The following is a 25,253-nucleotide window of genomic DNA, read 5'->3' on the forward strand; positions in this document are numbered from 1 at the left end:
TGGGCTGCGGGCGAGCCACCGGAGTGGCGCTCGTCACAGCATGAGAGCATATGGACTGGCCAAATGTAAAGGACAGACCAAACTGCTTCAAGCGGTTCCCACAGTCGCTCCCCGCCGAGACCCGAAGTCGAACATCCGGCTCGCGATGCGACGGAGCTGGAGCTCGTCCGTACCTTCCGTGATGCGGTAGCGGCGGTGGTGGCGGTAGATGTGCTCGAACTGCTTGTGGCGGGTGTATCCGACACCGCCGTGGATCTGGATCGCGCGGTCGGCGGCCCGGCACGCGAGCTGGTTGCTGCGCAGATTCACCATCGCGACCTTGTCGGTGACGGCCGTTTTCCCGAGCTCGTCCATCATCGCGGCGGTCTTGTAGATCGTGTTGCGGATCAGTTCGGCGTCGGTCTGCAGTTCCACCAGCTGCCACTGGATGCCCTGGTGCTCGTGCAGGGGCTTGCCGAAGACGACCCGTTCCTGCGCGTACCGCACGCTCTCGTCGATGCAGTACTGCGCGGCCCCGAGCGACGACGCCGCCTGCCGGATGCGGTTCTCGTGAACGAACAGCTGGGCGCAGTCGAGTCCGCGGCCGACCTCGCCGACCACGGCACCCGCGGGCACCCGCACGTCGTCGAGATGGACCTCCGAATGGTCGCTGGGCATGTTGAACGTCCAGTGGTTGAACGGCACCGAGAAGCCGGGGGCGTCCGTCGGCACGAGGAACGCGGTGATCCCGTCCGCCTTGCCCGCCTGCCCCGACGTGCGTGCGAACACGAGGTCGACCTCGGAACAGTCGACCAGGCTGTTGAAGCGCTTCGCCCCGGTGATCACCCAGTCGTCGCCGTGGCGCCGGGCCGTCGTCTCCAGGTACGTCGCGTCGCTGCCGTGTCCCGGCTCGGTGAGTCCGAACGCGATCTCGATGTCGCCGCGGATCAGCGGTTCGAGGTACTGCTCCCGCTGCTCGGGAGTGCCGTATTCGTGCAGCACGAGGGCGAGCGGCAGATTCGCGACCACCGACGCCTCGTCGGAATGAGGGAAGTGCAGGCCCGAGCCCCTGGTGAGCAGGTGTTCACGGACGACGGCCATCGCGAGGTTGCTGCCGTCGTTCCCGCCGAGGGCCTGCGGCAGCGGGAATCGGAAGAAGCCGGCGGCATCGGATCGACGTCGCGCCTCGAGCAGCAAGTCGCGCCATTCCTGCTGGGGGAACCCGTCCCGTTCCCAGTCCGTCCGCGCGTATTCGCGGCGGTGATCGAAGAACTGCGGATGTTTCGCCTCGAGCGGCACGATCTCACGGTCGATGAACGCGTCGAGGTCGGTAACGAACTGCTGCACGTCGTCGGGAATGGTCCAGTCCATGGGGCGTCCTCCGGTTCGGGATCCGATGTCTCGGACGCTAGGGAGCGACGGGGTCCGCGGCCAGGCGATCGTCGCGCCGCACTGTTGATTTCTCCAGTGCCGGATCTCCGGTCCCTGTCGAGCGGGTGGTCGCCGTGGTTGCATGCGGACATGCTGAAGCTGAACGGGATCGACGAGTTGATCGCGAGGGTCGGCACCGACCTCGGCACCACGGACTGGTACGACGTGACCCAGGACCGCATCACGGCGTTCGCGCGCGACACCGAGGACTTCGAGCGAATCCACCTCGATCCCGAGCGGGGGCGGGAGGCCGGATTCGGCGGCACCATCGCCCACGGGATGTACACGCTGTCGCTCGGGCCGAAGTTTCTCTACGAGATCTTCGAGATGAACGGGCACTCGCTTGGCCTCAACTACGGCTTCGATTCGGTGCGGTTCCTGAATCCTGTCCGGGTCGGTTCGCGGATCCGCATGACGGCGCGACTGCAGGATGCGCGGCCGATCGACGGCGGATACCGGTTCACGATTCGGCAGACCTTCCAGATCGAGGGCTCCGACAAGCCCGCCTGCGTCGCGGACGCGGTCGTGGCCTACTTCCACTGAACACGAGGAGAGTGACGTCCATGCGCGCAGTCGTCGTCGAGGAACTGACCGGCCCAGAGGCCGCCACCTTGGCAGAAATGCCGGAACCTGTCGGCGCCCACCCACGCGCGGACGGACAGCGGCTGCTCGTCGACGTGCACGCCGCCGGTCTGTCGTTCATCGACCCGTTGCAGACCTGGGGCAAGTACCAGAACGGCGTGCCGACACCATACGTATGCGGCAGCGAATTCGCCGGTGTCGTGGTCGAGGCACCGGCCGGCACCGACTTCCGGCCGGGCGACAGGGTCGGGGGAATCGTGTGGCACGGAGCGCTCGCCGACCGCGCCCTGGCTCTGCCCGACTACACGGTGAGGCTCCCGGCGACGATGTCGTTCGTGGAAGGTGCTGCGCTGTACATGAATTACTCGACGGCCTGGTACGCACTTCATCGAGCGCAGGTTCAGCCGGGGGAGTACGTCCTCGTCCATGGCGCCGCGGGCGGGGTGGGCACCGCCGCACTCGACCTCGCCGAGACCTTCGGCGCGAAGGCGATCGCCGTGGTCTCGAACGACGAGAAGGCCGCGGTGGCCCGACGATGCGGTGCACACGCGGTGGTCCGGTCGGACGGGCCGTGGCTCGACGACGTCCGCGACCTGACCGACGGCCGCGGCGTCCACGTGGTGATCGACCCGGTCGGCGGCGATAGGTTCACCGACTCGCTCCGCTCCCTGCGGCAGGGCGGCCGGCTCGTCGTCGTCGGATTCACCGGAGGCTCGATCCCGACGGTGAAGGTCAACCGGCTCCTCCACCGCAACCTCACCGTCACGGGAATCACCATGGACAACATGGAAACCGAGTATCCGGGCACGCTGCGGATGGTCCGGGACGCCGTCGAGGGACTCGCCGCCGAGGGGCGGATCCGGCCGTACGTCGGGGCCACGTTCCCGCTCGAGCAGGCGTCGACCGCCCTGCGCGCGCTCGACGACCGCGCCGCGACGGGGAAGGTTGTGGTCGAGGTGGTGGCGCGCGGGGGCATCACGGCCGAGGAGCCACCGGTGCCCCGAGGACGGTGAGGCCGCGCTCGATCACCGCGGCGAGGCTGTCGGCGGCGACGACCAGGGCCGGGTCCGGATCGGTGCGTTTCCGGTTGCGCTTGACGAAGACCGAGAGGGTCGACGCCGTCTTGTAGTGGCAGTAGGCGAGGAACCAGTCCAGGTCGGGTACCGGGACGTCACGCTCGGCACGGTAGGCATCCAGGAGTTCACGGCGGGACGGCATCCCGGTGCCGGCCTCGACATCGGCCGCGGGACGGGACCGCCGGAATCGGTGGACGGGGTCGGTGTGCATCAGCAACCACGCCAGGTCGGTGCGGGGGTCGCCAACCGACCAGATTTCCCAGTCGATGATCGCGGCGAGGTCTTTGCCGGAGAAGAGCATGTTCGCGAGTCGGTAGTCGCCGTGCAGCAGGGTGGGTGCGACCGGTGCCGGGATCCGTTCCGCGAGGGCGGCATGGAGTTCGGCGCGCCGGGGTGCGATGTCGTCGTCGACGGTGTCCAGCAGGCGCCGCCAGCGCTCCAGTTCCTCCGGCACCGTGACGACGGGTTCGTCGCCGATTCCGAGTGCGACGGGATCCAGGTTCTGCATGCGGCCGAGCATCCGGGCGGCCGCCCGGGCGCGGACGGCGATCGCCTCGGGGGCGGGCGGGGAATCGGCGACATCGAGCAGCGGCTCGTAGGACTGTCCGTCGACGAGAGTCATGGCGAAGAGCGGCGGGCGTTCGGCCGTCCCGTCCTCTTCGAAGAGAATCGACGGCACGCGGACGCCGGGTGCGCCGTCGAGGAGACGGATGATGCGCGCCTGGCGGAGCACATCCCGGTTCCGGACCGGTTCCAGCCCGGGCGGCGCCATCTTGAGGACGATGCCGGTGTCGGGCAGGCCCGGTCGCGCCAGAGTGGCTCGGTATGTCAGGCTCGACACCCCACCCGGCAGCGCCGAGGGCGCGGACACGGCGGAGCCCGGCCATTGGCGACCTGCCGCCTCGGTGGCCCGTGTGGTCAGCGTGTTCACGTCGAATTCCGTCACGAGTCCACGATCGGGCCCGTATGCCGAGACCGCAATCACGGAGGCAATTGCCGCTGAAGAAACCCACAGTGGCCTTCGGTTCGATGCTTCGGCTGCCGCCCGACTGCGTGATAGAGGTTGCCTATGTCGAATACCGCCGATAACCGAAACATGCTGGAGCGATTCTCCTTGCGCGGGAAGGTGGCGATCGTGACGGGAGCATCATCCGGACTCGGCGTGGCCTACGCATTCGCGCTGGCGCAGGCGGGCGCGGACGTCGTCCTCGGTGCCCGGCGCGGCGACAAACTGGCCGCGACCGCGGAGCAGGTGCGGCAGTACAACCCCCGCGTGGTGGCGGTGGAGACCGATGTGACGCAGATGGATCAGTGCAATCGGCTCGTCGATGCCGCCATCGACGCATTCGGGAAGGTGGACGTCCTCGTCAACAATGCGGGCACCGGCGGCGAGTACCACCACGTGACGCAGGATCCGCCCGACCACTTCCGGTCCGTCGTCGATGTCAACCTGCACGGCTCCTACTGGATGATCCAGGCGTGCGCGCGGGTGATGGGGGCGGGTAGTTCGATCGTGAACGTCTCCAGCGTCATGGCGCTCACGACCGCGAAGATGCCCGCCGCCGCATACAGCGCGAGCAAGGCGGCCGTCCTCGGCCTGACCCGCGACCTCGCCGCACAACTCGGGCCGAGCGGAATTCGCGTCAATGCCATTCTGCCGGGGGTCTTTCCGTCGGAGGCGACCGCCCACTACAGCGAGAACTACAAGCGTAAGATCATCGATGCCAAGATTCCCCTCGGACGCATCGGCGACCCCGAAGACATCGCCGCGGTCGTGGTGTTCCTGGCGGGCGACGCGTCCGCGTATCTGACCGGGGTGAGTCTCCCCGTCGACGGGGGCGTGCTGGTGAACTGAGTGCGCGCGGGCGCCGTCAGCGCTGCGCCACCGAGGACGTGACCGTGCGGGTGTTCAGGCCGTCGCCGGCGTCGACGGTGAGGAACTGGCCGGTGACACTGCGGGCGGTGGGGGAGGAGAAGAACGCGACGGCGTCCGCGATGTCGGCCGGGTCGACGAAGCCGTTGGGCATCGAGGCAAGCCAGGCGTCCTGGATATCCTGCGGCATCGACAGGATTCCGGAACTGGCGGTCATTCCGGGTAGGACGGCGTTGGCGGTGATGCCCAGGGCGACGTTCTCGGCGGCAACGGTCTTGACCAGACCGAGCAGGCCGGCCTTCGTGGTGCTGTAGGAGACCTGGGCCGGCATGCCCTGCGTGCCTGCGGTACTGGAGATGACGACCACGCGACCGTACCGCCGTTCGCGCATCCCCGGCAGGCACTGCTGGAGAACCCGGAACGTCCCGGTGAGGTTGACGTCGAGGTCCTTCCGCCACTTGTCGATCGACAAGCTGTGTGCGGCACCGAACATCGTAGTCAGCCCGGCGTTGGCGACGTAGATGTCGATGTCGTCGAAAGGCGGCAACGCGTCGGTGGACATGTCGGCCTGATACGTGCAGCCAGGTGAACGGTCGAGAGTGACGACCTCCATCCCGTCGGCCTCGAGCCGGGCGACGATGGCCTTGCCGATCCCGCCCTCGCGTGCGGCACCGGTCACCAGTGCCTTCCGGCGGCGAGGGTCGGTCATGCGGTTCTCCGTTCGTCGGTGAGCGACGCGGTATCGTCCTTCGCATCGGCGCAACGGCTTTCGGCGTGGAGTGCCGGATGGTCGCGTAGCCGAAGGACGAGTAGTGCGGTGTGGATGCTCAGTTGATGGGTCGCGTCGCCGGTGACGTCGAGACCGGTGAGGGTGTGCACCCGCGACAACCGGAGACGGACCGTGTTCTCGTGCACGCCCAGCCTGGTGGCGGTGCGGCGCATGCCACGATTCTCCTCGAACCAGACGGCCAGTGTGCGAATCAGTTCGGCCGACGCGACATCGTCGTCGAGGAGGGGGCCGAGCATGTCATCGATGAAGTGCCGAATAGCCGACACCTCGCCGTTCGCCAGGAACAGCCGGGCGGGTCCCAGATCGTCGACGGCGAGAACGCGGTGGCCGGTTCCGTCGGTGAAACGGTCGATGCAGCGCACGACCTCCCGGGCCTCCCGGTAGGCGCGGACGAACGAATCGGGTTCGTACACGGACGACACCCCGGCGATCAGCCCGCCCGTCGGGCTCAGTTCGGTGACCGCGGCCTCGAGAGTCGCGGTGATGCGCCGGACGACGGTCGGCGATGCGACCTGCGCGGGTGCCTCGATGAGCAGGAGGATTCCCTCCGACCCGCGCGTCGACAGCACCTCCAGGCCGAGTGCCCGCTCGGTGTACTCGGCGAGGGTGCGGTCCAGATCGTCGGGCGCTCCCTCGGGTTCGCGGACATACACCAGGGCGCGGTGGGCGTGGACGTTCACGCCGAGGTATTCGGCGCCGGCCGCGAGATCGGCCCAGGCTCCGGAGCCGCGAACAAGTTGGCGGGCGAGATTCGACCGGGCGTTCCAGGCGACCCGCGTGATGCGACGCTGGGTGAGGAACTGTGCCCCGATGCGGCGGGCGCAGCGGTGGGTCACGTACTCGTCCGTGGGAACGAACGGCGTGGGTTGCTCGTCGACGACGAGCCATCCGAGGTGTTCACCGCGTTCGACGATCGCGCTGAGTATCTTGCGCCGCGACAACCCGGTGCCCAGTTCGGCAGCGATGAGGACGGGGTCCGCGCCGGTCGGGGTCGGCTGCCCGCGCACGATGTCGCCGAGTGGTGGGAACGCGGTCTGCCTGGCCGCCTCGGGCCGGGTCGATGCGACGATGTGGCCCTTGCGATCGAACAGGGTCACCGCCTTTCCGGTGGCCTCCGAGCAGACCCGGACGATTGCGGACAGGCAGTCGACCGCGACGGCAGCGTCGTCGAGAAGTTCGTCGAACACGCTCAGCGGCAGATGCTTACGGCCGGTCCCCTCGTCTGCGGTGGACATTGCCGTCAGCGGTGATGGTCGAGGAGCAGCGCGCGGACCGAGGCCGTGTGCTCGATGGCCGATTCCATCGACGTGGTTGCCGGGACCAGGGTGATGTTGTCGGCGCCTGCCTCGACGAACGAGTTCAGCCACTCGGCCACCTGCTCGGGGGTGCCGGCGGGTGCGAGATGTCGGAACTTCTCGCGCGGCAACTGGTACAGCGCCTGCATCTTCTCGCCGACCAGACGATCTGCGGTCTCGGCATCGGTGTCGAGGCCACACCAGACGTTGACACCGAACGAATCCGGAGCACGGTTCTCCTTCGCCGCAGCGTCGAGAATCGCGGTACGCGTCTCGGCGAAGCGCCGCGGTGTGCAGAAGATGCCGAGCCAGCCGTCGCCGTAGCGGGCGGTGCGTCGGATGGCGGATTCGCCGCGGCCGCCGATCAGGATCGGGACCTGCGGTTGGGGCGCCGGCAGGATGCGCGCGCGGTCGAGGGTGAAGAACTCGCCGTGATGCGTCACCTCCTCGCCGGTGAGGACGGCGCGCAACACGTCGAGGGTCTCGTCGAGGCGACGCCCGCGGGTGCTGGGGTCGACCCCGCTGTTCGAGATCTCGGAGCGGTCCTCGCCGCCTACACCGGCGCCGAGGACCAACCGGCCGGGCGCGATCTGCGACAGCGTCGCTATCTGGCGCGCAGCGAGCATCGGATGTCGCAGGCCGAGCAGGTAGACACCGATGATCACCGACAGCGTGTCGTGGGCCGACAGCACGGACGTCGCCGACACCATGCCGTCGAACCCGGTACCGCCGTGGAAGCTGATGTGGTCACCGACGGTGATGTGGTCGATCCCCGCCTCTGCCGCGGAATCGAGGAGAAGTCGCCGATCTGCGGGTTTCGGCACAAGGAGTGCGTCGGTGACCGACAATCCCACTCTGATCGACACGCTGATCTCCTCTCATGCGAATGGACTGACCATAAACTTTTCACCCGGTCCGTGGCAAGGGCGGACCCGGCTATCGCTCCCCGATCGTGCCCGCCGATGTCGCGTTGTTGCGGCGAAAGCGTTCGGCATAGTCGATGTACCAGTCGAGGGCCGCCGTGTCGGCGACGGTGGCCCGGTTGATCGCGGTCTCCGGGGCAACGCCCTGGATCAGCTTCTTGACGGGAATCTCCAGGCGCTTCCCGGTGCGGGTGGTGGGAACTGCGGGGACGTCGAAAATCGCGTCAGGGACATGCCGGGGAGAGGTCTCACGACGGATCGTGGTGCGAATCTTCTCCACGAGAGCGTCGTCGAGGTCATGTCCGTCGCGCAGGACCACGAACAGCGGCATGTGATAGCCGCCGTTGGGTAGTTCGGCGCCGATTACGAGGGCCTCGGCGATCTCGGGGAGGGCTTCGACTGCTTGATAGATGTCGGCCGACCCCATCCGGACACCTCCACGGTTGATCGTCGAGTCCGATCGCCCATGGACCTCGCAAGCGCCGTTTGCGTCGATGGTGATCCAGTCTCCGTGCCGCCACACTCCGGGGTAGGTCTCGAAATAGGCGTCCCGGTAGCGGCTGCCGTCGGGGTCGTTCCAGAAGTAGATCGGCATCGACGGCATCGGCGCGACGATCACCATTTCCCCGACCTCACCGATCACGGACCGGCCGTTCTCGTCCCAAGCCTGCACGTCGACGCCCAGGTAGGGGCCCTGAAGTTCGCCGGTGCGGACCGGACTCAGCGGGTTGGCTCCGATGAATCCGGTGGCGACGTCGGTGCCACCACTGTCCGAGCCCAAATGAACATCGTTGCTGACCGCGTCGTAGATCCACCGCCAGGTGGTGTCCGGTAGCGGGGAGCCGGTGGACATGATCGACCGCAACCTCGTCAGGTCGAAGTCGGTACCGGGTTGGGTGCCGGCCTTCTCGCACAACGTCAGATAGGCCGCGCCGGTGCCGAATCGTGTTGCCCCGTAGTGGGCGCAGATCTCGAACTGGTGGTCGGGTCGCCCGTAGGTGGGGCTGCCGTCGTACGTGATCAGCGTGGCGCCGACCGCGAGGACGTCGACGAGCATGTTCCACACCACCCAGGCGGTGCTCGCGGCGATGAACACTCGGTCCGTGGGACCGAGGTCGTAATGCAGCGCGTTGGCCTTGAGGGCTTCGAGCAGGATGCCGCCGTGCGAGTGGACGATGCCCTTCGGCATCCCGGTGGTGCCGGAGCTGTAGACGATCCACAGCGGATGATCGAACGGCACCTGCTCGTACTCCGGTCGGGCGTCGCCGACGACCAGGTCCGCATAATCGGCGACACTGTGCAGGCGGTCCCCATCGAATGGGAGACCGAGGTTGTCGACGACGATGGCGTGCCGCACGGTCGGCAGCTGGTCCAGCAGGGCGGAGAAGACGTCCCGGCGGTCGACGCGTTTGCCGTTGAACTGGTAGCCGTCCACCCCGATCAGCACGGTCGGCTCGATCTGCGCGAACCGGTCGACCATACCTTTGACACCGAAATCTGGTGCGCAACACGACCACACCGCCCCGACGCTGGCCGCGGCCAGCACCGCGACGACGGTGGGCGCGATGTTCGGCAGCATCGCCGCGATCCGGTCTCCGGGCCGCACGCCGATGTTCCGGAAGTGCGCGGCAAGGTTGGCGACCTGCGCAACCAGCTCGGCCCGCGAGAGTTCCCCGGTGGTGCCGGTTTCGTCGACCGAAATGATCGCGGGCCCGGCCTGGTCGGTATGGCGGAGCAGGTTTTCGGCCCAATTCAGCCGGGTGCCGGGGAACCACCGGGCGCCGGGCATCTGGGGGTCGGCGAGCACCGTGTGCGGTGGCGCCGAGGCGATGACGTCGAAGTACTCCCAGATCGAGAGCCAGAACTTCTCGAGGTCGCTGATCGACCAGCACCACAGAGAGTCGAAGTCGGTGGTGGCGACGTTCTTCTCGGCCGCGAGCCAGCGTTGGTACCGGCTCATGTTCGAGGCGAAGACCCGCTCGGGTGGTGGGGTCCACAACACTTCACGTCCTGGCGCGGTCATTGTTGGTGCGTCCTTTCCGGCTCCCTCGCCACGGGCAGAGGTGGTGTCGTGGTCTGCCCGTGGCGGGAGGGTTTCGTGCGGTGGTGTCAGCGTGCGAGCACGGTGCCGAGGGCCCGGGTGAGCTCGTCTGCGGGGTCGGCGGCGGCGCCGGCGGCGCGCCAGGCGACGTGGTTGTCCGGGCGGACCAGGATCGCCCCGGTGTCGTCGATCTGGCGGAGTTCACTCCAGCGGCCGGTGGGGTCGGTGTAGTCGGCGCCGGCGCCGATCTGGGCGACCTTGATCTGAATACCGAACTTGTCGTTCGCCAACCGGGCGGCGTCGGACCACGCGGCACCGTCCGCGGCGGTGATGAGCACGAAGTGCGCGTTGTTCTCAGTCAGGTCGTGAGTGGAGATCTGCCGGCCCTCGTGCTCGAGCCAGGCGTGGGGCAGGCGGTGCCCGGGGCGCGTGGTGGGGTGGTAGTTGTGCCCCATCGGGTCGCGCGGCGGTGCCTCGGTGCCGTCCGGGACGAGCGCCCCGTCCCGGTAGGCGAACCCGATCTCGAGGTCGTGGGCCTGGAATTCGGTGCGCTGGGTACTGATCACCTCGGCCGCACGGGCCCGGCGGGTCTCACCCATCGGGGTGTCGGAGAAGTAGTCCCGGAACACCTGGACCTGGGCCTCGAGGGGCTGGCCGGGGATCAGGCCGAGGCCGGCGTCGACGACCATGTGGTTGAGGAAGGTGAACATGGCCCAGTCGACGTTGCGCATGCCGACGAGGCGGCGTTCGGGCTCGTAGGTGTCGAGCAGGGCGGGGGCGGCGTCACCCTTGATCACCGCGGCCAGCTTCCAGGCCAGGTTGTGGGCGTCCTGGATGGCGGTGTTCAGACCCAGACCGGTGGTGGGCGGGTGTCGGTGGGCTGCGTCGCCGGCGAGGAAGATCCGGCCGACCTGGTACTTGTCGGCGAGCACCCCTTCGAGGATCCAGTGGCTGACCTTGTGCACCTCGAGTTCGAGGTCGGGCAGCTTCAGCAGTTCCCGGAGTCGCGGAACGATGGCTTCTTCGTCGAATCGGGCCGGGTCGTCGGGGCGGAAGGTGAAGTGCAGGACGAATTCTTCCGAGTGCTTGCCCCACGTGGGGCCCATGGCGGCCATGGCGCCGCTGTTCCAGGATCCGGCGCCCTCGGGGTTGAGCAGCCAGGTGATCAGGACGTCGTCCTCCCACCACTGGGACAGGTCGGCGGTGAAGTGGGTGCTGACCATGTCGAGGATCCCGGTGGGGCCCTCCATCGTCACACCGAGTTCGGGTCCGACGGTCTTGCCGCCGTCGGCGGCGACCAGGTACTGGGCGTGAACGGTGTAGGTCTCCTGCGTCTCCCGGTTGAGAATGACGGCGTGGACACCGTCCTCGTCCTGCTCGAACGAGACGAGTTCGCGGCCGAAGTGAATCGAATCCGGCGCCCGCTTCTCGGCGTGCTCGCGCAACAGCACCTCGAGCCGGATCTGCGGATAGTTGCTGGACGGGCACGGACTGTCGACTGCGTAGTCGCTCTCGAGCCGTCCGCCGCCGAATGATTCGAGCGTGAAGAGCGTGCGGCCGTCGAGTTCGCCGTCACCGCCGAGCGAGGTGACCCACCTCGTCTTGCCCATGTTCTTCGGTGGAGTGCCGACCGCGTAGATCGAGTCCGCGACACCGACCTGGCGCAGCACCTCCATCGTCCGCTGGTTGAGGTAGTGCGCCTTCGGCAGGTGCGAGGTGCCGGTGTGCCGCTCGATGAGATGGTGCTCGATGCCGTGCTCGGAGAGGAGGATCGAGGTGGTCAGGCCACACCCGCCTCCGCCGACGACGAGTACGGGGACGGTGATGTCAGACATGGTTGGTGCTCCTGGAGGCAGTGGTGAGAGGGTGCGGGCGATCCGTGGCGGTGAAGCGGTGCCGCATCTCGCCGATACCCTCGGCGCGGCTGACGAGTTCGTCGTCGACGCCGATGAGCCGTTTCGGATCGCGGGTGAAGCCGATACCCGAGGGGGTACCGGTGAAGATCAGGTCGCCGGGCCGCAACGGGAGGATCGACGACAGGTAGGCCACGAGAACCGGGATCGGGAAGATCAGATGCCGGGTGCGCGAGTTCTGCATCACCTCGCCCGACAGGATTGTGCTGACCTCGATGTCATCACGATCGCCGAATTCGTCGGGGGTCACGAGCACCGGCCCGATCGGGGCGAAACCGGCGAACGACTTGCCGAGGTTGAACTGCTGCGGCGGCGGACCGGACAGCTGCAGGTCCCGCTCGGAGAGATCCTGGCCGAGGGTGAGCCCGGCAACGTGGTCCCAGCCCTGCGAGACGGGGACGTTGCGGGCCTCCTTGCCGATTACCGCCACGAGTTCGACCTCGAAATCGACTGACCCGCCCGGGTGTTCGATGATGTCGTAGGGACCGGCGATCGACGCGGGGAACTTCGTGAACACGAACGGAGCATCGGGCAGCGTCAGGCCGGATTCCTCGACGTGGTCGGCATAGTTCACTCCGACGGCGAAGATCTGGCCGGGCCGCGGCACCGGAGCGCCCAGCTCCGACTCGACCACCGGCACCCCGCCGGTGAAGTCCACCGTGGCCGCCCATGCGGTGAACTCGTCCCACCGGTCGAAGATGTGCTGCGGGTCCGGCGAGAACCGGCACCCGCTGGCCTGCTCGACGTCGACGGCGACCCCATCTGCCACGATCTGGAGCCGGCCGGATTGGTTTGCCACACGCATGAAAGGTGTCCTTCGGTGAGAGTGAGGTGCTTCTGCCGGGCCGAGCACGGGCAAGATCAGCTGGTCAACGCCGCCATCGGGTCGGGGAGGTCCGGGCTGGTCTGCAACGCCCAGGAGTGGGTGGTGATCTCGGAGATCGGTGTGCCTTTCACGAGGGCTTCCCGCATCAGTTCGGGTACGAACGACACCCCGACCGGGTTGTTGCCGTATTCGGGGCCGTTCATGTAGGCCGTCGCCTCGTCGGGGGTGGTGAAGTTGTCGATCTGCAACTCGACGAAGTTGCCGTCAGGGTCCTGGTAGTACAGCGACGTCGTCACCCCGTGCTGGATCGGCACCTTCGGCTCGATCCCCTTCTCCTTGAGCGAGTCGTACCGATCGAGAAGGTCGTCGAGGGTATCGAAGGTGTAGGCGGTGTGGTGCATCCCCGCCGCACCCGGATTCCTCGGCTCGAGCTGAACCGGCGCTCCCAGCAATGCGACGCGGTGGTGTTCTTCATCGAAGGTGATGAAGCACAGGCCGTGTCCCTCGTAGACCACATGTGCGTCCAGCACCGTGCAGTACCAGTCGCGCATTTCCTCGAACCGGCTGGTCTGCAGTACGACGTGCGCGAACTTGGGGGTAGCGGTCATCGTTGGCTCCTTTGACTCCGCTCGCAGTCGGGAACCGCGAAGGGATAGATGAGGTCGGGCCGGCGCACCCTCGAGCGTCGGGTGTGCCTAGCCGGCGACCGAGACGTCTGTGAAGAGCCTCATGGCGACGCCGGATCCGAGGATGCCGACGTTGTGGTGCCCGTCACGAATCGATGTCACAATTTCATTCGATTACGGCAGGTGTTGCTACTGGCTGAGGACCAGGAACTTCGGGGTAATTTGGGCTAGAGCCCAACAGGGCGGTATCGCGGGGACCGGGGGGCGGAGTGGAAGGATGCCGAGTGCCGCACTGGACTCACGAACTCGAGGGGACCCGCCCCCGGCAATCCGAGCACGAGTGGCTCAGTCTCGATGCGGATCGCATCCGCTCGAGCCTTGGCGACGGTGCTGTGACCTGGGCCGTCGAGGTCGGCGAAGATATCGCTTCCACGATCTCGCGGGAGATGCCTGTCCTTCGGGAAGGCGCCTCACAGCTCGCCGCCGTGCGCCGGGCGACGACGTCGACCACGCTCCGGGCTCTGACGCTGGTCGCCGGCCTCGGTGAGCCGGACGCCTCCCTGGCGAGCGCCGAGGTCGAGGAGGTCGCGGCCGACTTCGCGCGCCGCGGTCTGGAGCTCAACGACCTTCTCGGCTCGATCCGGGTCGGATACGCCGTTCTCGCGGCCGCCCTCCTCGACGCGGCTCTCCGACTGATTCCACCGACGGAGAGCAGCGCTGAGTTGCGACGGGTCTCGGTGCTGCTTTTCGAGGTTCTGGACAAATTCACCGGCGTCGCTGCCACCACCTTTCTCGAGGAGCAGAGCGCGTGGGCGGCCGGTGTCTCCGCCGCTCGATTCGACTTCGTCAAGAAGATCATCGAAGCCGAACCCGTCGACCTTTCTCGCGCATACGAGGTACTGGGATATCCGCTCGGCGGGCACCACGTGGCGATCATCGCGTGGAGCGGGCCGCATTCGCGTCATGACCTGCGAAGCATCGTCGACCCTGTACTGCGGCACTGGGGCATCTCTACAGCGACGCTGGTGATTCCCGTGGGACTCCAGACCATCTGGGCGTGGGGGGCCGTCGCGCCGGAGCAGGGTGACGTCCCACGAGAACCGTTGCCGGATTTCTGTGACATCACCGTGGTCGTCGGTCAGCCGGGATCCGGAGTGGACGGGTTCCGGCGCAGCCACGTGGAGGCCCTGGCGGTGGAGCGGATAGTGCGTCTTCGCGCGGATCTGCCACACGTCACGTGCGCACACGAAGACGTCGCCCTCGAAGTGCTCCTCCTCGCCGAACCGGATGCCGCTGCCGGATTCGCCAGTCGTCTGCTGGGCCCCCTCGCCGCCGACGACTCACGAATGGCCGATCTGCGATCCACCCTCGTCCGCTATCTCGACATGGATCACAGTCTGGCAAAAGTGGCTGCTGCCGAGCATATTTCCAAGAACACCGTCACCTACCGCGTTCAGAAGGCGCTGAGCCTGTGTGAGCATCCTCCTGGAGAATCGACGACCAACCTCCGTGCCGCACTCAGGGTCCACGACTGGCTTCGAGGCGCCGCCATCGCTCAGTGGTAGCGGTCGTCGGTCGGTAGGGAGGGCCCGCCACCTAATTGGTTCAGAGACCAAAACCCGGCGAGAACCCTGGGTTCTGCAGTAGTGCGAACCAGGCAACTCATGCGCTCTACTTGTGGCGTAGGACACAGTCGACAGAAGGAAGTCTCCGATGCACATTCCCTCGAGTCCTGTCCAGGAAGCGTTCAAGGATGTGATGGCGCACGTGGCGACTCCGGTCGCCGTGGTGACCGCCATGGACGGCGGCCTGCCCTTCGGCACCACCGTCAGCGCCTTCACCTCCCTGTCGATGACACCTCCGATGGTCCTGGTTTCCTTGGACAAGGGATCCGAGACGCTCGAACTCATCACGGCATCGAGAAAGTTCGGTTTGAATGTGTTGGCTAGCAACCAACACGGCACCGCGTTGAAGTTCGCGAAGAAGGGCGGAGTAGGCAAGTTCCACGGCGTGCAGTGGGACCTCGACCACGACCTCCCCCGTATCGCAGGCGCCGCCGGGTGGATCGCTTGTCACGTCGACCAGCTCGTCGAGGGCGGAGACCACGTGGTCGTTCTCGGCCACGTCGTCGCGGCGGAAAACCACTACAGCGATCCGCTTACCTACCACCGTCGCGTCTTCGGCACGCACTCGGCGCTCGAATCCGTGTAGCCCCAACCACTCGATCAGTCCGCGACCAGTTCAACCGCGCAGCAAGGAATCACGCCATGACGATCTCGTTCCCGCTTCACGCCTCGCGCCAACGGGCATGGTCGACGATCGCCGCCGGTAGTCGCACCCTCGCCGACGGCGAGCTGATTGTTCTCAGCCATCACCGCCGCGTCGTGCTCGTCGGGTGTGCCGGTGCCACGACCACCGAGCAGATGGCCTTCCTGATCCGCCACACCACGGGATTTCTGCAGGTGGCGCTGCACGAACGGATCTGTGACCGTCTCATTCTGCCCGAAGCGACACCCACGCTTCGAACCATGTCCACCCTCGGTCATGGCCAATGTGTCACCGTCGACGCCGCTGCCGGTATTACCACCGGGATTTCTGGCGCCGACCGGGCACACACCGCCCGAACCCTCGCCGACCCGACTACGGTGGCCGACGACCTCGCCAGGCCCGGGCACCTGGTCCCGGTTCGCGTGACACCAGCGGAGTTTCGAGCGCGTCTGACCGCTGCCTCCCTTGCCCTCGCGCTCACCGACGCGGCGGCAACCCAGTACTCGGGCGCGGTGTTCGCCGACCTCGACGGCATCGCCGACCCAACCAGTGTCGGCGATCGAGACGATGCCGAGAACCTTGCCGACCGCTACGGGCTCACACTGGTCGCCGGTCCGGACCTGGAGAACGACGTCCACTGAACCCTCCGCGAGGCCGCAGCGACCCGCACGCCCAAACTCACCAGCACCCCCCACACCACCGGCGCGGTCCTCGCCTGCGCTGAGCTGTGCGCACCCCGGCCACACGAAACAGTCACCCACCCACACCGGAGGAAACAATGGACATCACCCGCACCGAGCTCATGGACCGAGTGCACGCCCTGGCACCAGCCTTCGCCGAACGTGCCCAGAAGACCGAGGAGAATCGTGCTCCCCTCGACGAGACGATCACCGACCTCATCGACTCGGGAATCCTGGCCACCTTGACGCCGAAGGCCTACGGCGGACTTGAACTCGGACTCGACGTCGCCGCCGAGATCGTCCGCACCATCAGCGCGGCCTGCCCGTCGACCGGATGGGTCACCTCCTTCTACATCGGAGCGGCCTGGCGGGTGAACATCTTCACCGAACAGGCGCAACGAGAAGTGTTCGCCGACAAGCCCTACACCCTCACTGCCGGCACCGCCGCCCCTCTCGGGCAGGTGCAGAAGGTCGACGGCGGCTATCGCATCACCGGGCAGACGGCATGGAACTCCGGCTCGGTGCACGCCGAATGGTTCACCTTCGCCGGAGTCGTGTTCGAGGAGGGCAGTGCCCCCACCCCAGTGTGGTTCCTCGTGCCCCGCGAGGATGTCAAGATCCTCGACACCTGGTACATAGCCGGCATGTCCGGAACCGGCAGCAATGACGTCAGTGTCGACGACGTGTTCGTCCCGGACTACCGCACCGGACCGTTCGCCCTCGCCCTCGCCGGTACCGCACCCGGACAGCTGATCCACCCCAACCCCATGTACCACCTGCCGTTCCTGCCGTTCGCGATGGCCGAGGTTACCCCTGTGGTCGTCGGTGCACTGCGGGGCGCGGCGGACGCGTTCGTTCAGCGCACCCGGAATCGTCTGGGAACCATCAGTCAGGAGAAGGCCTCCGGTAAGCAGGCCGCCCAGATGCGGCTCGGTCGGACGCTGGCCGCCGCGGACGCAGCCGAATCACTCCTCGACGCCTTCTTCGAGCGCCTCACCGCGCAGCGACCCGAGCAGTCCGATCCCCGCGATCGTGCCGAAATGAAGCTGAAGGCAGCCTATCTGGCAGACCTGGCCCGTAACGCCCTCAACGACATGGTTCGCGGCATCGGTGGCGACGGGTACCGGAACTCCGCACCAATCCAGCGGTTCTTCCGCGACCTGTCCGTCCTGTCGGTGCACGCCTTCCTCGACATCGACACGGCCTCGGAGACGATCGGCCGGTTCACCCTCGACCTGCCCGTGTCCGATCCGCTCCTCTGACGAACTGTTGCAGCCACCGCATCCGAGCCGATCACCGGGTGAATCGGCATCGACCCCAACAATCCAGAGGAGACAACAGCGGTGCGCAGTAACCCGACGTTCGAATTTCTCGACGACGCAGCCAAACACCTACTGTTCACGGGGCGCGAACTCCCAACCGATGCGCGTGCAGTTCGTGCGCAGCGACGACGGCCGACGCAGACTGCTCGAGCACCCGGACGAGGGTAACCGCGCGAAGACGACATCAGCTCCCGTCACCGCTATTTTGTGGTAGACAGCGCGTTTCACGAGAAACTTCACCGACTGCTGCCGATCCGGCCGCAGATGCGTGAGATCTTCGCCGCCAACGACGCGCTGCGGGAGCGAACCGGCGGCTTCAACGCGGATCTTCCGGCGGGGTACTTCATTCTCGTCATCCGTGCCGCGGGCGTGGCGGCCGGTCCGATGACTGGCTTCGACTCCGCAGGAATGGACACCGTATTTTTCTCCGGAACAACCTGGAGATCCATCCTCGTCGTCAACATCCGGACACCCCGGTGAGAATCCGTGGTTCGAGCGTCTCCCCGGACTCGACCCCACCGAGACTGTGCACTGGGCCTGAGTGCTGCAGACGCTCTTCAGGTCGTGCCCGTCTCGTATTCAGATCGACCCCGCACTGCCGGGCCCCATACGTCACATCAACAGAGAAAGAGAGTCCGCGATGACCACAGTTACAACCGAGGTCGAGACCACCCGCAAACTTCTCCAAGCCGCCGACTCCGACATCGCAGCATTCTTCGAATTCTTTTCCGACGACTGCGTCTTCCGCATGGGCAACAACGTCTCCGTCATCGGCAAGAACGCGATTCAATCCTGGGTAGCGCAGTACCTGACCTCGGTGGCGGCGATGCGCCACGAGATCGTCGAAGAATGGTCGGAAGGCAACGTGGCCGCCCTCCGGGTGGAGGTGACCTATACCTTGCTGAACGGTGAATCCTTCACACTCCCGGCCGTGACGCGCACCCGCGTCGAGCAGAACCAAGTGACCGAATACCTGATCTTCATGGACCCCAGCCCCGTTGTCTCTGGCACCACGCAATAGACCGTCCACAGCAGACCCCTGCGTCCGGGTGTCTGCTCCTCGTCGAGCCACACACTGCACATCTTGCGCCGGCCGGGATCGGCCTCAACACCGACATCGACTCAGCGGGCACCGGGCAGCTATCGCTCAGCCGGGAAACGTGAGCGTCTCAGCGCCCGCGACTGTCTGCCGACGTCGGGAGGACTGCTCGGGACCCGACAACCTCGTTCTGCACTCGAGAGCGCCGTGGCCGAAGGCGTCGCCGAACTCGGACGACTCGACATCGTCTCCGCGAACGCCGGGATCGCGTCGACCGGGCCGATCGTCGGTCTGCCCGAACAAACTTGGCAGGACGTGATCGATATCGACCTGACCGGGGTGTTTCACACGGTGAACGCTGCAGTTCCGCACATCGTGGCGGGTGGACGCGGAGGGTCCATCGTTCTGACTTCATCCGCCGCCGGAGCGGCCGGCGTGCAGAACCTCGGTCACTATGTCGCTGCCAAACACGGTGTCCTGGGATTGATGAAGTCACTGGCACTCGAACTCGGACCGCAATTCATCCGAGTCAATTCGGTGCTTCCGACCAACGTCGACACTCCGATGATCCAGAACGAGACCGTCATGAAGCTCTTCATGCCCCATCTCGAGCACCCGAGCCGTGCCGACGCAGAGAAGCCTGATTCCAATTACCGCGCCGCGAACGTTCTTCCCATCCCGTGGGTCGATCCGATCGACATCAGCAACGCCGTTCTCTACCTCGCCTCGGACGAGTCCCGGTACGTCACAGGAATTGCATTGCCGGTCGATGCAGGCTTCCTGATCAAGTAGCAGCATCGGCCACGAGCCAGAAGTCAAGGAGTTCAACGTGAAAGCGTGGGTATTCAACGGTGTCGGGTCGCCGATCGAGCTTGTCGATGTCCCCGATCCCACCCGGGTCACGGCGAGGTCGTCGTCGATCTTGCGGCGGCCGGTCTCTGTCACACGGACGTCGGCATCACAGACGGGACGATGGCTGAGATCCTCGGCTTCACTCCCATCATCCTCGGTCATGAAGCCGCCGGAATCGTCTCCGCCGTCGGCGACGGGGTCGACAACGTTTCGGTCGGCAAGCGTGTCGCAGTCAGCGCCATGGGAGACGGGAAGAGCGGAGTTCTCGGACAGAAGAACATCGGAGTCGGCCGCCACGGCGCGTACGCCGAAAAGACTCTGGCGCCTGCAAGTGAGATCATCGCCCTTCCAGACGAGGTTCCCTTCGAACAGGCGGCCGCGGCAACCGACGCCGGGATGACTTCATACCACGCGGTATTCGTTCGTGGTGGACTGAGACCCGGAACGAAGGTGGGGATCATCGGCCTCGGCGGACTCGGGATGACTGCCGCGCGGTTGGCAGTGCTCGGCGGCGGTGAGGTGTACGCAGCTGAGATCAATCCTCGCGTCCACGCGGCCGGAATCGAACGCGGCGTCAAGCAGGTTGTCGGCGATGTCAAGGAACTTGCCGAGTTCGAACTCGACCTGATTGTCGACTTCGCAGGATTCGGCACGACAACTGCCGGTGCAATCGAGGTTGTCAACAATGGTGGACGCGTCGTCCAGGTCGGCCTCGGACGGTCGGAAGCAACCATCAACACGCATCTTCTGACCATGAAAGAGGTGGAGTTGCGGGGGTCGATCGGGGGAACGCCCGCCGACACGGTCGAGGTCTTGAAGTTCATTTCGTCCGGAGATCTGACGATCTCGACGAAGTCGATCGGTTTCGCTGACATCGGTTCCGGCCTGGAGCAGTTGGCCCGCAGTGAAGTCGGTGGGCAGCGGCTCGTCGCACTGTTCGACTGAGAGCCGGAGTGCGGGCCCAGAGGTTCCTCGTCAGCGACGATGCCGACTTCATTCACGCCGTGACCCTGCCGGCGGACGGCGGGCTGGTCGAAACGCTGTAGACGTTCGAGACCACGACGTCGAGGTGGCGGAGTTCCGTCGCCTCGACGTCGTCTCGCGGGTCACATCATCGAACTGCCACCGTTCACGCTGATCACCTGACCGGTCACGTAGGACGCTTCTTCGGAAGCGACGAAGGCAACCGCGGCAGCGACCTCCTCGACGGTTCCCGGTCGATCCATCGGGATGAGGTTGCGCATCTGGGCGCCGAAGACCGCCATGTCCTCTTTCACCTCAGGGGCAGCGGACGCCAATTTGGCCGCAGCCTCCGGTGTCTCGATCCACGCGGGGGCGACCGTGTTCACGGTGATTCCCGAATCCGCGAACTCCCGCGCGAGCCCGGTTCCGAACGCATGGACTCCGCCCTTCGCGGCGTTGTAGATCGCGTGACGGTACAGCCCGTTGCGCACGGATTCCGCACCGATGTGGACGATCCGGCCGTACCCGGCGTCGACCATGTGGGGAAGTGCTTCGAGCGTGGTGTACAGGGTCGTCCAGAGATTGCGGTCGATGGTGGCCCGCAGCGTCTCCTCGGTGTGATCGAACGTCGGAAGGATGACACCGCCGCCCGCGCAGTTCACGAGCACGTCGACCGCGCCGCGGTCGGTGACCGCCCGTCGGATGAGGTCGGCGGCGTCCTCTCGTCGCGAGAGGTCTCCGACGACGTCGGTCACCGACGCCGCGTTGCCGGGCCGGAGGTGTTCGGCGACCGCCTCCACCGCGTCCGCACTGAGGTCTCCGAGGACGAGATCGGCGCCCTCGTCCGCCAGTCGCACGGCGATGGCGCGGCCGATGCCGCTCCCGGCCCCGGTGACAACCACGGTCCGGCCTTTGAACCTGTTCATGTAGTGGTACTACCTTCCGATGGAATGCGCTGGACGCGAGGGTGTTCAGTCTTCGTTCGGCGCTACGTACACCCGACCGTCGGTGACGACAGTGCGGTACTTCTTCAATGCGAGCACGGCGGGAAAGCACAGTGGCGCTCCGGTGCGGACGTCGAAGCGGGCCATGTGGAGTGTGCAGAGCACCTCGTGCCCCTCGAGTTCGCCCTCCTCGCCCAGCGACCACTTCTCGTGACTGCAGGAGTCGGACGTGGCGAAGAACTCGCCGTCGACGCGAAAGACGGCGATCCCGCCATCAGCGTCCAACCGAAGGTTTGCACCGTCGGTCAGATCGTCCTGGTTGCACGCGAAGATCAGTGCTTCGGTGGACATTTCTGGTGCCATGGTCGGACCTCTCGTAGAGCGCGGATGCGTTCAGATGATGAAGCTGATCTTGCCCTGGGGATCGAGCATGTCGTGAGCCAGAACGGCACGCTTTCGACGGATCAGGAACGACGAGTTCCGGGGGACGAGCTCGTACTCGTATCGGCCGACGTACGTGTCGAACTTGCCGGCCTTTGCCCGGTGGATGATGAAATTGGCGGTGACGGAGATCGATTCGTCGGTTTCGTCGAGAATCTGCACGTTGCCGACGATCCGGCTCGTCTGGGAATGCGGGAACTCCGCGTGCGCTTCCGGCTTCTTGAGCCGGATCACGCGCTGTTCGAGCATGGTCCGACCGTCGTGGATGAGCGACCAGGTGAGACCGGGGTCTGCGTCCGGATGGTCCGTGGCGGGCACTTCGTACGTGCAATCGAGTGTGAACAGGTCCAGCCACTCCTCTAGCCGCCATCGATCTATCAGGCCGGCTTCGTGGAACAGGAACTCCTCGATTGCACTACGAGTGGTGATGGACGGTGTCTCCGACACGGAAGTCATAGGGATGTCCTTCTGAGATGACGAGCTGCGATGTGGATGATTCGGAGTGATCCAGCGAGGTCAGGCATCGACACCCTGCTTGTCGAACGGGACGAAAGATGTCCCCTCGGTGGGGAGCTGTTCTCCGGTGATGCGCCTGTTCCATTCCCGCCACCACGACCGCATCTGCAGTTCGTCGTTGGCGGCCGGGACCGGCTTGCCCATTCCCTTCGACACGTCGGACCAGCCGACCTCGCCGCGTGCGCCGAACCCCTTCTGCGCCTGCTCGAGCGCCTCGACGTCGTCCGGGGTTGCGAGCCCCGCCGGCCCCCAGAACGTGAGCGCATTGTCGATGCGATATTTGACGAACTCCTCGTCGACACCCTTGGGGATGATCTGCCAGCCGGTGACGAGGGTTTCCGAAGCGCTGACCGGATAGAACGTGCGCAGCGTCAACCCGAAACTGAGGTCGATCAGAATGAGACTGGGAAAGAACACCGAGTTTCGTGCGAGGCCGAACATCGCGTTGGCGTAGTTCTCACCGAAGGCCTGCTCTGCCTGTGCTCGCAGGCCGGCGAGGGTCTGCTTGACACTGTCGGTTGCCAGCGGGAGCCCGTTGGCCGGATACATCAGTGTGGCATGCCCGTTCGGGAACTCGGTGCCCATACCGGCCGGCGCGATACCGTTGACGGTGTCCTTACCGAGCATCGGGGGTGTGGCGCCGAGCTCCATCATCATCTCGAAATGGGTGTGGTGAACGGACTTGGCGTGGTATCCGTCGATGCTGTTCTCCACGAGGAGCTTCCAGTTGGCCTTCAGCGAATACTTGTGCGTTCCCTCCAGGATGGCGACGCCCTCGGGGGACTGATCGGCTGCCAGATCGATGAAGTAGCGGGCTTCACCGAGGAACGTCAGCAGATCCGGTGCGTCGGGATCGAAGTTCACGAAGTAGAGCCCGCGGTAGGAGTCCACCTGTGCCGGGGACTGCAAACCCTTGTACACGGCCGCCGGCTCGCTCTTATAGTCCTCGTTGCCGGGCACGTTCACGAGTTCGCCCGAATTCCGGTACGCCCAGCCGTGGTAGAAGCAGGTGAAGATCTTGGCGTTGCCGGAGCTGTGCCGGCAGACGGACGACCCGCGGTGCAGACAGGTGTTGAGCAGCACCCGCACGTCACCGTGGCGGTCGCGGTTGAAGATCACCGGCCGGCCGCCGACGTCCCGGGTCTGGAAGTCGTTCTTGCCGGGAATCTCGGACTCGTGTCCGACGTAGAGCCAGGTCTTTCCGAAGATTTCCTTACGCTCGCGCTGCAACACGTCTTCGGAGGTGAAGGCTTCACGGTTGACCCGGAAGAGGTTGTTCTCGCGGTCGTCGATGATGAATTGCTCTGCGGTCATGAGGATGATCCATTCTGATGAGGTGTCGGGTTGGCGGCGGCGAGGTCTCGGAAGAGCCAACTGTCGGGATCGGAGCCGGTGGCAGGAACGACCAGAACGGCGGTGGGACCGATTGCCATCCAGTTTCTTCCGTCGTCGTCGGGTTCGGCGGGCAGGATCTCGACGGTCGTGAAGACCTCGTTGCTCAGGTCGTGGGTCCCGATGATCACGTTGACCTTGCAGCCCTCGGTCTCGATGTGAAGGATCTTGTCCGGGCCGCCTTTGAAATGCTGGATCTGACGCATGATTGCCTTCCTTATCGGGCGGGAGTCTGTTGGCCGACGAGGTCTTCGAGACTCCCGCCGCGACGGTGGTTCTTGCGAAACGCCGCGACGACTCGGGTGTCGTTCACGCTGACCTGGGCGATCGGCCTGCTATCGGCGTCGGTGTAGACGGCACGGAAGCGGCCCTCCGACATCGATCCCTCACGGTGGGCGAGTGCGCCGAGCGACGGCATCCCGACGATCTGGATCCGGGAGCCGTACTGGTCGGACCATACGTACGGAAGCTGCGCGGTAGGGGGCTCGGCACCGGTGACGATCGCGGCGACGGCGTCGGCCTGCTCGCCGGCACTGGTCCAGTGCTCGATCCGCGCAGTGACACCCAACAGCGGATACCGACGCAGCGCGAGGTCGCCTATGGCGAAGATCGACGGGAAGCCTTCGACCTCGAAGCGGTCGGTGCACTGCACCCCGCCGTCGAGGGGAAGCCCACTTCCCTCGAGCCACCGCGTATTCGGTACTGCGCCGACGCCGACGACGACGAGGTCGGCGGGTACTTCAGATCCGTCGGCTAGGGCGACCCCTTCGACCCGCTCGCTGCCGAGGAAACGCTCGACCCGCGCTCCGGTGACGAGCCGCGCCCCGCCCAGGGTGTGGATCGAGGAGATCTCGTGGCCGACCTCGTCGCCGAAGATGTGACTCATCGGGACGTCGAGTGCCTCGATCAGGGTGACGTCGAGTCCACGCGCTCGTGCCGCGGAGGTGAATTCGGCGCCGATGAATCCGGCTCCCACCACGGCCACACGGGGCCCGGCGGCGAGAGCCTCTCGTAGGGCCGTCGCGTCGTCGAGCGTGCGCAGCGTGTGAAACCCGGCGGGAGCGGCGGGAATCGGCAGGGTGCGTGCGTGGGCGCCGGTAGCGATCACCAACTGCTCGTACGACAACTCCTCGCCGGTCTGGGTGAACACTACCCGCCGTGCCGGGTCCAGGCCGGTGGCGCGCACGCCCAACCGGACGTCGAGGTCGAACTCTTCTGCGAGTTCGGGGGTGAGGAGTCGCGGGACGTCCGGAACATCTCCCTCGGCCAGAAGATCCTTGGACAGCGGGGGCTTGTCGTACGGCCAATGCTCCTCGCTCTCCAGGAGCACGATGCGCCCGGCGAAACCGCGTTGCCGCAGAGCGATTGCTGTTCTGGTGCCTGCAACCGAGGCGCCGACGATCAGGAAGGACATAGTCGAAACGTAGCGACGTCGCTCGTCCAGGTGGTGCGTAGTTCCGGCCGCTGGAACACCTCAGAGT

At 66.0% G+C, this 25,253-nt stretch carries 26 protein-coding genes; 11 read left to right on the forward strand and 15 right to left on the reverse strand.

Going from position 1 to position 25,253, the window contains the following annotated elements:
- Positions 1-87: 87 nt before the first annotated feature.
- Positions 88-1,350, reverse strand: coding sequence for an acyl-CoA dehydrogenase family protein (locus ROP_RS22855; RefSeq protein ID WP_012691775.1), 1,263 nt, complete (start codon positions 1,348-1,350; stop codon positions 88-90).
- Between the two features lie 150 nt (positions 1,351-1,500).
- On the opposite strand from ROP_RS22855, the gene ROP_RS22860 reads away from it, so the two are divergent.
- Both ROP_RS22860 and ROP_RS22865 read left to right on the forward strand, forming a co-directional pair.
- Positions 1,501-1,953: a MaoC family dehydratase gene (locus tag ROP_RS22860; protein ID WP_012691776.1), complete on the forward strand. Its 453-nt coding sequence runs from the start codon at positions 1,501-1,503 to the stop codon at positions 1,951-1,953.
- Between the two features lie 20 nt (positions 1,954-1,973).
- A complete protein-coding gene (locus tag ROP_RS22865; protein ID WP_012691777.1) occupies positions 1,974-3,005 on the forward strand; it encodes an NADPH:quinone oxidoreductase family protein in 1,032 nt (343 codons plus the stop codon).
- Here ROP_RS22865 and ROP_RS22870 read toward each other — a convergent pair.
- Positions 2,968-4,014 carry a phosphotransferase family protein gene (locus ROP_RS22870; RefSeq protein ID WP_012691778.1) on the reverse strand — a complete coding sequence of 349 codons (1,047 nt, stop codon included), beginning with the start codon at positions 4,012-4,014 and terminating at the stop codon, positions 2,968-2,970. The genes ROP_RS22865 and ROP_RS22870 overlap by 38 nt on opposite strands.
- A gap of 123 nt (positions 4,015-4,137) precedes the next feature.
- Between ROP_RS22870 and ROP_RS22875 the strand changes: the two genes are divergently transcribed.
- Positions 4,138-4,923, forward strand: coding sequence for an SDR family NAD(P)-dependent oxidoreductase (locus ROP_RS22875; protein WP_043825177.1), 786 nt, complete (start codon positions 4,138-4,140; stop codon positions 4,921-4,923).
- A 16-nt stretch (positions 4,924-4,939) separates the two neighbouring features.
- On the opposite strand, the gene ROP_RS22880 is transcribed toward ROP_RS22875, so the two are convergent.
- From ROP_RS22880 to ROP_RS22910, 7 genes are all read right to left on the reverse strand, one after another.
- Complete coding sequence (locus tag ROP_RS22880; protein WP_012691780.1) at positions 4,940-5,650, reverse strand: SDR family NAD(P)-dependent oxidoreductase; 711 nt, start codon at positions 5,648-5,650, stop codon at positions 4,940-4,942.
- Positions 5,647-6,966: a PucR family transcriptional regulator gene (locus ROP_RS22885; RefSeq protein ID WP_012691781.1), complete on the reverse strand. Its 1,320-nt coding sequence runs from the start codon at positions 6,964-6,966 to the stop codon at positions 5,647-5,649. Before ROP_RS22885 ends, ROP_RS22880 begins: the two co-directional genes overlap by 4 nt.
- Before the next feature lie 5 nt (positions 6,967-6,971).
- Positions 6,972-7,892, reverse strand: a complete 921-nt coding sequence (locus ROP_RS22890; RefSeq protein WP_012691782.1) for an LLM class flavin-dependent oxidoreductase — start codon at positions 7,890-7,892, stop codon at positions 6,972-6,974.
- A 70-nt stretch (positions 7,893-7,962) separates the two neighbouring features.
- Positions 7,963-9,972 carry an acetoacetate--CoA ligase gene (locus tag ROP_RS22895; protein WP_012691783.1) on the reverse strand — a complete coding sequence of 670 codons (2,010 nt, stop codon included), beginning with the start codon at positions 9,970-9,972 and terminating at the stop codon, positions 7,963-7,965.
- Positions 9,973-10,058: 86 nt separating this feature from the next.
- A complete protein-coding gene (locus tag ROP_RS22900) occupies positions 10,059-11,825 on the reverse strand; it encodes an FAD-dependent oxidoreductase (protein ID WP_012691784.1) in 1,767 nt (588 codons plus the stop codon).
- Positions 11,818-12,708 carry a fumarylacetoacetate hydrolase family protein gene (locus tag ROP_RS22905; RefSeq protein ID WP_012691785.1) on the reverse strand — a complete coding sequence of 297 codons (891 nt, stop codon included), beginning with the start codon at positions 12,706-12,708 and terminating at the stop codon, positions 11,818-11,820. Before ROP_RS22905 ends, ROP_RS22900 begins: the two co-directional genes overlap by 8 nt.
- A gap of 56 nt (positions 12,709-12,764) precedes the next feature.
- Positions 12,765-13,337 (reverse strand): VOC family protein, encoded by a 573-nt coding sequence (locus ROP_RS22910; protein WP_012691786.1) that lies wholly within the window; start codon positions 13,335-13,337, stop codon positions 12,765-12,767.
- A 302-nt stretch (positions 13,338-13,639) separates the two neighbouring features.
- Between ROP_RS22910 and ROP_RS22915 the strand changes: the two genes are divergently transcribed.
- From ROP_RS22915 to ROP_RS22950, 8 genes are all read left to right on the forward strand, one after another.
- Positions 13,640-14,920: a PucR family transcriptional regulator gene (locus ROP_RS22915; RefSeq protein WP_012691787.1), complete on the forward strand. Its 1,281-nt coding sequence runs from the start codon at positions 13,640-13,642 to the stop codon at positions 14,918-14,920.
- A gap of 148 nt (positions 14,921-15,068) precedes the next feature.
- Positions 15,069-15,566 (forward strand): flavin reductase family protein, encoded by a 498-nt coding sequence (locus ROP_RS22920; RefSeq protein ID WP_012691788.1) that lies wholly within the window; start codon positions 15,069-15,071, stop codon positions 15,564-15,566.
- Positions 15,567-15,622: 56 nt separating this feature from the next.
- Positions 15,623-16,264: a 3,4-dihydroxy-2-butanone-4-phosphate synthase gene (locus ROP_RS22925; RefSeq protein WP_012691789.1), complete on the forward strand. Its 642-nt coding sequence runs from the start codon at positions 15,623-15,625 to the stop codon at positions 16,262-16,264.
- A 137-nt stretch (positions 16,265-16,401) separates the two neighbouring features.
- Entirely contained in the window at positions 16,402-17,565 is a 1,164-nt protein-coding gene (locus ROP_RS22930; protein WP_012691790.1) for an acyl-CoA dehydrogenase family protein, read from the forward strand.
- A 324-nt stretch (positions 17,566-17,889) separates the two neighbouring features.
- Positions 17,890-18,105 (forward strand): hypothetical protein, encoded by a 216-nt coding sequence (locus ROP_RS44295; protein WP_231868970.1) that lies wholly within the window; start codon positions 17,890-17,892, stop codon positions 18,103-18,105.
- A 160-nt stretch (positions 18,106-18,265) separates the two neighbouring features.
- On the forward strand, positions 18,266-18,646 hold the full coding sequence (locus ROP_RS22940; RefSeq protein ID WP_043825179.1) for a nuclear transport factor 2 family protein: 381 nt from the start codon (positions 18,266-18,268) through the stop codon (positions 18,644-18,646).
- Between the two features lie 63 nt (positions 18,647-18,709).
- Positions 18,710-19,456: an SDR family oxidoreductase gene (locus tag ROP_RS22945; protein WP_012691794.1), complete on the forward strand. Its 747-nt coding sequence runs from the start codon at positions 18,710-18,712 to the stop codon at positions 19,454-19,456.
- Positions 19,457-19,501: 45 nt separating this feature from the next.
- Positions 19,502-20,461, forward strand: a complete 960-nt coding sequence (locus tag ROP_RS22950) for an alcohol dehydrogenase catalytic domain-containing protein (RefSeq protein ID WP_012691795.1) — start codon at positions 19,502-19,504, stop codon at positions 20,459-20,461.
- Positions 20,462-20,622: 161 nt separating this feature from the next.
- On the opposite strand, the gene ROP_RS22955 is transcribed toward ROP_RS22950, so the two are convergent.
- From ROP_RS22955 to ROP_RS22980, 6 genes are read right to left on the reverse strand one after another with little or no spacing between them, the layout of a single operon-like run.
- The gene (locus tag ROP_RS22955) at positions 20,623-21,405 is read right to left on the reverse strand and encodes an SDR family NAD(P)-dependent oxidoreductase (RefSeq protein ID WP_012691796.1); all 783 of its coding nucleotides are present in this window, start codon (positions 21,403-21,405) and stop codon (positions 20,623-20,625) included.
- Between the two features lie 45 nt (positions 21,406-21,450).
- Positions 21,451-21,786 (reverse strand): non-heme iron oxygenase ferredoxin subunit, encoded by a 336-nt coding sequence (locus ROP_RS22960; RefSeq protein ID WP_148222507.1) that lies wholly within the window; start codon positions 21,784-21,786, stop codon positions 21,451-21,453.
- Between the two features lie 30 nt (positions 21,787-21,816).
- Complete coding sequence (locus ROP_RS22965) at positions 21,817-22,320, reverse strand: aromatic-ring-hydroxylating dioxygenase subunit beta (protein ID WP_012691798.1); 504 nt, start codon at positions 22,318-22,320, stop codon at positions 21,817-21,819.
- A gap of 60 nt (positions 22,321-22,380) precedes the next feature.
- Positions 22,381-23,694, reverse strand: a complete 1,314-nt coding sequence (locus ROP_RS22970; protein WP_012691799.1) for an aromatic ring-hydroxylating oxygenase subunit alpha — start codon at positions 23,692-23,694, stop codon at positions 22,381-22,383.
- A complete protein-coding gene (locus ROP_RS22975) occupies positions 23,691-23,978 on the reverse strand; it encodes a hypothetical protein (RefSeq protein WP_012691800.1) in 288 nt (95 codons plus the stop codon). Before ROP_RS22975 ends, ROP_RS22970 begins: the two co-directional genes overlap by 4 nt.
- 11 nt (positions 23,979-23,989) lie before the next feature.
- On the reverse strand, positions 23,990-25,186 hold the full coding sequence (locus tag ROP_RS22980) for an NAD(P)/FAD-dependent oxidoreductase (RefSeq protein WP_012691801.1): 1,197 nt from the start codon (positions 25,184-25,186) through the stop codon (positions 23,990-23,992).
- Between the last annotated feature and the right edge of the window lie 67 nt (positions 25,187-25,253).

The sequence above is a fragment of the Rhodococcus opacus B4 genome (assembly GCF_000010805.1).
Lineage (GTDB): Bacteria > Actinomycetota > Actinomycetes > Mycobacteriales > Mycobacteriaceae > Rhodococcus_F > Rhodococcus_F opacus_C.

What these genes read in the sequence shown, in the direction of transcription:
- ROP_RS22855 (WP_012691775.1), bottom strand. Translation starts at nt 1,350, where the DNA reads ATGGACTGGACCATTCCCGACGACGTGCAGCAGTTCGTTACCGACCTC.
- ROP_RS22860 (WP_012691776.1), top strand. Translation starts at nt 1,501, where the DNA reads ATGCTGAAGCTGAACGGGATCGACGAGTTGATCGCGAGGGTCGGCACC.
- ROP_RS22865 (WP_012691777.1), top strand. Translation starts at nt 1,974, where the DNA reads ATGCGCGCAGTCGTCGTCGAGGAACTGACCGGCCCAGAGGCCGCCACC.
- ROP_RS22875 (WP_043825177.1), top strand. Translation starts at nt 4,138, where the DNA reads ATGTCGAATACCGCCGATAACCGAAACATGCTGGAGCGATTCTCCTTG.
- ROP_RS22880 (WP_012691780.1), bottom strand. Translation starts at nt 5,650, where the DNA reads ATGACCGACCCTCGCCGCCGGAAGGCACTGGTGACCGGTGCCGCACGC.
- ROP_RS22885 (WP_012691781.1), bottom strand. Translation starts at nt 6,966, where the DNA reads ATGTCCACCGCAGACGAGGGGACCGGCCGTAAGCATCTGCCGCTGAGC.
- ROP_RS22895 (WP_012691783.1), bottom strand. Translation starts at nt 9,972, where the DNA reads ATGACCGCGCCAGGACGTGAAGTGTTGTGGACCCCACCACCCGAGCGG.
- ROP_RS22900 (WP_012691784.1), bottom strand. Translation starts at nt 11,825, where the DNA reads ATGTCTGACATCACCGTCCCCGTACTCGTCGTCGGCGGAGGCGGGTGT.
- ROP_RS22905 (WP_012691785.1), bottom strand. Translation starts at nt 12,708, where the DNA reads ATGCGTGTGGCAAACCAATCCGGCCGGCTCCAGATCGTGGCAGATGGG.
- ROP_RS22910 (WP_012691786.1), bottom strand. Translation starts at nt 13,337, where the DNA reads ATGACCGCTACCCCCAAGTTCGCGCACGTCGTACTGCAGACCAGCCGG.
- ROP_RS22920 (WP_012691788.1), top strand. Translation starts at nt 15,069, where the DNA reads ATGCACATTCCCTCGAGTCCTGTCCAGGAAGCGTTCAAGGATGTGATG.
- ROP_RS22925 (WP_012691789.1), top strand. Translation starts at nt 15,623, where the DNA reads ATGACGATCTCGTTCCCGCTTCACGCCTCGCGCCAACGGGCATGGTCG.
- ROP_RS22930 (WP_012691790.1), top strand. Translation starts at nt 16,402, where the DNA reads ATGGACATCACCCGCACCGAGCTCATGGACCGAGTGCACGCCCTGGCA.
- ROP_RS44295 (WP_231868970.1), top strand. Translation starts at nt 17,890, where the DNA reads ATGCGTGAGATCTTCGCCGCCAACGACGCGCTGCGGGAGCGAACCGGC.
- ROP_RS22940 (WP_043825179.1), top strand. Translation starts at nt 18,266, where the DNA reads ATGACCACAGTTACAACCGAGGTCGAGACCACCCGCAAACTTCTCCAA.
- ROP_RS22955 (WP_012691796.1), bottom strand. Translation starts at nt 21,405, where the DNA reads ATGAACAGGTTCAAAGGCCGGACCGTGGTTGTCACCGGGGCCGGGAGC.
- ROP_RS22960 (WP_148222507.1), bottom strand. Translation starts at nt 21,786, where the DNA reads ATGGCACCAGAAATGTCCACCGAAGCACTGATCTTCGCGTGCAACCAG.
- ROP_RS22965 (WP_012691798.1), bottom strand. Translation starts at nt 22,320, where the DNA reads ATGACTTCCGTGTCGGAGACACCGTCCATCACCACTCGTAGTGCAATC.
- ROP_RS22970 (WP_012691799.1), bottom strand. Translation starts at nt 23,694, where the DNA reads ATGACCGCAGAGCAATTCATCATCGACGACCGCGAGAACAACCTCTTC.
- ROP_RS22975 (WP_012691800.1), bottom strand. Translation starts at nt 23,978, where the DNA reads ATGCGTCAGATCCAGCATTTCAAAGGCGGCCCGGACAAGATCCTTCAC.
- ROP_RS22980 (WP_012691801.1), bottom strand. Translation starts at nt 25,186, where the DNA reads ATGTCCTTCCTGATCGTCGGCGCCTCGGTTGCAGGCACCAGAACAGCA.